This window comes from Pseudomonas sp. 22526, from assembly GCF_052044735.1.
GTDB classification, from domain to species: Bacteria; Pseudomonadota; Gammaproteobacteria; order Pseudomonadales; family Pseudomonadaceae; genus Aquipseudomonas; species Aquipseudomonas piscium.
Window position 1 is genome coordinate 225808 of the sequence record NZ_JBQENK010000011.1, and the last position, 5745, is coordinate 231552.

At 65.4% G+C, this 5745-nt stretch carries 4 protein-coding genes; all 4 read left to right on the forward strand.

The features are described 5' to 3' along the window. Positions 1–320: 320 nt before the first annotated feature. Positions 321–1289 (forward strand): aliphatic sulfonate ABC transporter substrate-binding protein, encoded by a 969-nt coding sequence (locus tag ACTJKT_RS18895; RefSeq protein ID WP_440788139.1) that lies wholly within the window; start codon positions 321–323, stop codon positions 1287–1289. 140 nt (positions 1290–1429) lie between these two features. Beyond that, positions 1430–3496, forward strand: a complete 2067-nt coding sequence (locus tag ACTJKT_RS18900) for an ATP-binding cassette domain-containing protein (protein WP_440788140.1) — start codon at positions 1430–1432, stop codon at positions 3494–3496. After that, the gene (locus ACTJKT_RS18905; RefSeq protein WP_440788141.1) at positions 3493–4548 is read left to right on the forward strand and encodes an ABC transporter substrate-binding protein; all 1056 of its coding nucleotides are present in this window, start codon (positions 3493–3495) and stop codon (positions 4546–4548) included. Before ACTJKT_RS18900 ends, ACTJKT_RS18905 begins: the two co-directional genes overlap by 4 nt. A gap of 17 nt (positions 4549–4565) precedes the next feature. Next, positions 4566–5015: a peptide-methionine (S)-S-oxide reductase MsrA gene (msrA, locus tag ACTJKT_RS18910; protein ID WP_440788142.1), complete on the forward strand. Its 450-nt coding sequence runs from the start codon at positions 4566–4568 to the stop codon at positions 5013–5015. The last annotated feature ends 730 nt before the right edge of the window (positions 5016–5745 follow it).

The following is a 5745-nucleotide window of genomic DNA, read 5'->3' on the forward strand; positions in this document are numbered from 1 at the left end:
CCCGCGATAATCATCTACACACCGCTGTAATCACTGACTGACCCTCTGTAGCCGCTGCCGCAGGCTGCGATCGCCCGGAACGGGCGCGGCGATCTCAAGACCGATAGAGGTCCGTCGGGGTATCGGGAACCAAGGCCCTTTGGGCCTTATCGCAGCCTCGCGGTGCTCGGCAGCGGCTACAGCGATGTTGTGATCGGCCATCGCATGCAGCTTGAGATCGTCCACCCGAACCTAAGCTAATTCCCAAAAAGTATTTATATCTTAATTCTTAGATCGATTAGCTTTTAGCGACTTTCCTCTCTCCCAGAAGGTCCGCCCCCATGCGCCTGCCCTTTGCTTTGCGTCGTAGCTTGTCGATCACCGCCCTGGCCGGTCTGGCGCTGGGCATGGCCCTTGATGCCCAGGCCGATACCGACCTGCGCATCGGCTACCAGAAATCCTCGACCCTGCTGGCGGTGCTCAAGGCCCAGGGCACGCTGGAGAAACAACTGGCGGGGCAGGGCGTGAAGATCTCCTGGCATGAATTCACCAGCGGCCTGCCCCTGGCGGAATCGCTGAACGTGGGCAACGTCGATATCAGCGCCGACGTCGCCGACACCGTGCCGGTGTTCGCCCAGGCCGCCGGGGCCAAGCTGACCTACTTCGCCACGGAAACCCCGTCGCCCGCGGCCCAGTCCATCGTCATCCCCAAGGACTCCAGCCTCAAATCCCTGGCCGATCTCAAGGGCAAGCGCGTCGCCGTGACCAAGGCCGCCGGCAGCCATTACCTGTTGATCGCCGCGCTGCGCGAGGCCGGCCTGAGTTTCGCCGATATCCAGCCGGTGTACCTGACCCCGGCCGACGGCCGCGCCGCCCTGGAAACCGCCAAGGTCGATGCCTGGGTCACCTGGGAACCCTTCGTCGCCAGCGCCGAACGCCAGCAGGGCGCGCGGGTGCTGCACGACGGCCAGGGCCTGGCCAGCTACCGGCGTTATTACCTGGCCTCCAACGATTACGCCAAGGCTCACCCGGAAGTGCTGAAGCAGGTGTTCGCCGAGCTGCAGAAGACCGGCACCTGGGTCAAGGCACACCCAACGGAGGCGGCAAAACTGCTGGGGCCGCTGTGGGGCAACCTGGATGTGACCACGGTGGAGCTGGCCAACAGTCGTCGCACCTACAAGGTGGAAGCGGTGCAGCCGGACGCCCTGGGCGAGCAACAGAAAATCGCCGATGCCTTCTACCAGGAAAAACTCCTGCCCAAGCCGGTGGATGCCCGCGCGGTGCAGCTGTGGAGCCCCACGCATTTGTGATTGAGCGTTAGCCCGCATTCGTCGGCAAACCGGTTCCTGCACATATCCCTGTAGGCGCCGGCTGGCCGGTGAAAAGACTTCCCCCTTTTTATTTTCATCACCGCCGTTGGCGCCACCCGCGCCCGGCGTCAGGAGTTCCCGTGTCCGCCGTTCACCCCCAAGAGGCCTTCGCCGTCCCAGCCTCGTCCGCCCCGCAACCGGCCAGTGCCGAGGTGGTGCTGGAGTTGCGCAACCTGACCAAGAGCTACGGCCGCGGCTCGTCCGCGCCGGCGGTGGAGCAGGTCAGCCTCAGCGTGCGCCGTGGCGAAGTGTTGTGCCTGATGGGCACCTCCGGCAGCGGCAAGTCCACCTTGCTCCGGCACATCAACCGGCTGATCGAGCCCAGCAGCGGCGAGGTGCTGATCGACGGCGCGGCGATCAGCCAGCTTTCGGCCAAGGACTTGCGCACCCTGCGTTCGCGGCGCATCGGCATGGTCTTCCAGCACTTCGGCCTGCTGCCCCATCGCAGCGTGCGCGACAACGTCGCCTTGCCCCTGGAGCTGCGCGGCGAACCCGAGGCGCTGCGCCAGGCCGCCGCCGATGTGCAGCTGCGGGCCATGGGCCTGGACGGTTGGGGCGATCACTATCCCCATGAGCTGTCTGGCGGCATGCAGCAGCGGGTCGGCCTGGCCCGGGCGCTGGTCAGCGAGCCGGACATCCTGCTGATGGACGAACCCTTCAGCGCCCTCGACCCGACCATCCGCCGCGACCTGCAACGCCACTTCCTGCGGGTGGTGCGCGAGCGCGGCATCACCACCTTGCTGGTGACCCACGACCCGGCCGAGGCCCTGCGCCTGGCCGACCGCATCGCGGTGCTGCGCCAGGGCCATCTGATCCAGCTGGGCAGCCCCGATGAGTTGCTGCAGCACCCGGCAGACGCCGAGGTGGCGGATTTCTTTCAGGAGCACGGCGCGCGTAGCAACACAGTCGCCGCAGCGCCCGTGGCTTCGGCTAAAACAGCACCTGTTCCGGCGCCCGTGGCCCCGGGGTTTTCCTTCTGGCAGGCGCTGTTGCTGGGGCCGGCGGCCTTGGCCGCCAGCGGGCATGGCGCTTTGTATTGGCTGGGCTTCGCCCTGGAGTTGGCGGCGGCCAGTGCCCTGGGGCAATGGTTGGCCAGCGCCAGTCTGGGTTGGGCTGGGTTGGCGATTCTTGGCTTGCTGCTTAGCCGCCTGCTCAGCGTGACCCTGGCCCGCCGTCCGAGCCGCCAGGGCCGTTCCGACTGGCGCCTGCCGTGGCTGGTGGTGCTGTTGTGCCAGGGCCTGGTGCTGTGGCGGGTGGTGGCCGTGGATGCCAGCGGCCCCTGGCTGCAATTTCCCGCCGACCGCCAGGCGCTGCTGAGCACTGCGGCCGCCATCGACCAATTGATCGGTTGGTCCCAGGTCACCTTTGAACGCACCTTCGTCGGCGTGATAGTCGCCGTGCGCACGGTGATCGAAAGCATCGAAAGCCTGCTGGGCTGGCTGCCCTGGCCGGTGCCGGCGCTGGCCCTGGTGCTGCTGGCCTGGCGCTCTGCCGGCGCGGCCTTGGCCCTGACCAGCGCGGCGGCCTTGCTCTATATCGGCCTGTTCGGTTTCTGGGAACGAACCATCGCCACCCTGGCCCTGGTGGGTTCCTCGGTGCTGCTGTCGCTGCTGATCGGCGTGCCCGCCGGCATCCTCCTGGCCAAGCGCGCCCTGGCGCGGCGCCTGATCACGCCCTTGCTGGACGTGATGCAGACCCTGCCGACCTTCGTGTACCTGATCCCGGCGGTCGCATTCTTCTCGGTGGGCAAGACCCCGGCGGTGATCGCCACGCTGATCTTCGCCCTGGCGCCGATGATCCGCCTCACCGCCCTGGGAATCCAGGAAGTGCCCAGGACCGCCGTCGAAGCGGCCCTGGCCCATGGCGCCACGCCGTGGCAGATCCTGACCAAGGTCGAGCTGCCCCTGGCCGCCGGCTCGTTGCTGCTGGGGATCAACCAGACCCTGGTGATGAGCCTGTCGATGGTGGTGGTCGCGGCGCTGATCGGTGCCGGCGGCCTGGGCTACGACGTGATGACCGCGCTGCGCAATATCAAGGGCGGCGAGGGCATGTTGGCCGGCGCGGCGATCGTGTTCTGCGCGCTGATTCCCGACCGCATCATTCAAGCGACCCTGCGTCAGCGGGATCGCGCTTTCCATCAGCCATGAGGTGTCTCTTGAACAAGTCGTTTTCCCGTACCCTGGGCGCCGCCGCGCTGCTGTTGGGGTTGTCCCTGCCGGCGCTGGCCGAGGACAAGATCATCATCGGCGAACAGAACTGGACCGGCGCCATCGCCATCCAGAACATCCTCGGCGAGGTGATCAAAAGCCGCCTCGATGGCGAGGTGTCCTACCTGGCCGGTGACATACCGGTACTGTTCGCCGCCGCGGCCAAGGGCGACGGCTCGGTGGATGTGCTGACCGATATCTGGCTGCCTAATCAATCCGCCGCCTGGGCCAAGTATGTCACCGGCGGCACCCGCTCCCTGGTGCCGAACAAGCAACCCTATCTCGGTGTCCAGGGCTTCTATATCCCCGGTTACCTGCAAGACAAGTACGGCGTGAAGTCGGTCTACGACCTGCAGAAACCCGAAGTGGCGAAACTCTTCGAACCCCTGGGCGGCGGCAAGGCGCAATTGCTGGTGGGCCCGGCGGGCTGGGAGTCGACCTATATCGGCCAGATCAAGGCCAAGGATTTCGGCTTTGCCGACCAGTTCGAGTCGGTGTCCACCGAAGCCTCGGTGACCTACGCCAAACTCGCCGCGGCCTACAAGGCCCGGCGCGGCGTGGTGTTCTACGCCTACACCCCGGACTGGATCTTCTCCGCCTTCGACCTGCGCCGCCTGGACGAGCCGGCGTTCGACGGCTACGCCCAGGACAACAAGAAGGGCGACCCGCTGTACAAGGCCGACGGCTGCTGGAAATTCGTCAGCCCGACGGTGGACGCCGACTGGCTGAACAAGAGCAAGATCACCTGCGCCTACCCGGACGCCCGGGTCTATGTCCTGGCCTCCACCTCCTTGCAAAAGCGCGCGCCACGGATCGCCGCCTTCCTGGAAAATTTCAGCATTGACCCTCAGGTGTTGAACGACCTGATCCTCAGGATCGAGAAGGAACAGCAACCGGCGACGGAAGCGGCCAAGGCCTGGGTCCAGGCCAACCCGGCAATCGTCGATCAGTGGCTGGGCGCCAGCGGCGAGAAAGTCGGATCGGTGCAGTGAGCGAGGAGCGTCGGAACATGAGCGGGATCAAGCAGGCGACCTTCGGCGCGGGCTGTTTCTGGGGCGCGGAAGCTGCGTTCCGGGCGCTACCGGGGGTGGTGGAGACACGGGTGGGCTACGCCGTAGAGACGGGCGACGAGTCGGTGCAGATCGAGGTGGTGCAGGTGGATTTCGATCCTCGGGTAGTGGCTTATTCGAGCTTGATCGAGCACTTTTGGGATTTGCATGATCCGACTTCGGTGGATCGGCAGGGGGAGCATGGTGGGGTGAAATATCGTTCGGCGATTTTTTATCACGATGGTGGGCAGGCTGGGGAGGCGCGGGTGGCCAAGGTGGCTTTGCAGGATTCGGGGCGTCTGAGTAAACCTGTGGCTACGGTGGTTGTGCCGCTGGGGCGGTTTGAGTTGGCGGATGATGCGCACCAGCGGTATCTGGAGAAGAATGGCCTGAGCAGTTGCCATATCTGAGGGTACTGGTCGCGGAGGCCTGCTTCTGTAGGAGCGAAGCTTGCTCGCGATGGCGTCGGTTCTGGCGCTGCATTTTTTGGATGGTGTACATATCCATTTCTGCGGTAACGGCCACTTAGGGTTCCGCCCTTACGGCGGGTCACTTTTGGCAAACGCCCCAAAAGTAACCAAAAGGTCTTGCCCCACCACTCGGTACCTCGCCTAGGCTCGGCATGCCCTCACTCCGGCATTGATCCGTGGGCCGCCGCCACAGGCCATCCATGGCCTGGGGCGGCTAACCCGGCATCCCTGCCGGGTTACCCACGGCTCAATACCTGCGTTCGGCCATCGTGGTTAACGGGGCGTTCAGATCAAAAGCCAAAGCAAGAGCAAGACGGCGGCCTGCCGGCCGGCCTTGGGGGAGTGTGCTCCCTGTAGCCGCTGCCGCAGGCTGCGCACGGGCGCGAAGCGCCCGTAAAACCAGGCGACGCGGTATATCAGGCAAACCGCGGATACAGGCTTGGCGTCCCTTCGGGCCGATCGCAGCCTGCGGCAGCGGCTACAGGGCTACAGGGCTACAGAGCTACAGAGCTACAGAGCTACAGAACACACGCTTTCAAACACAGGCCGGCCGGTAGGCCGCCTCGCGGTGCTTTTGGTTTTTTGCCCCATCGGGAGGCCGAGTGGAGGTTCTGCGCAGTGGGCAACTCGGCAGGGATGCCGAGTTAGCCGCCCCAGGCCATGGATGGCC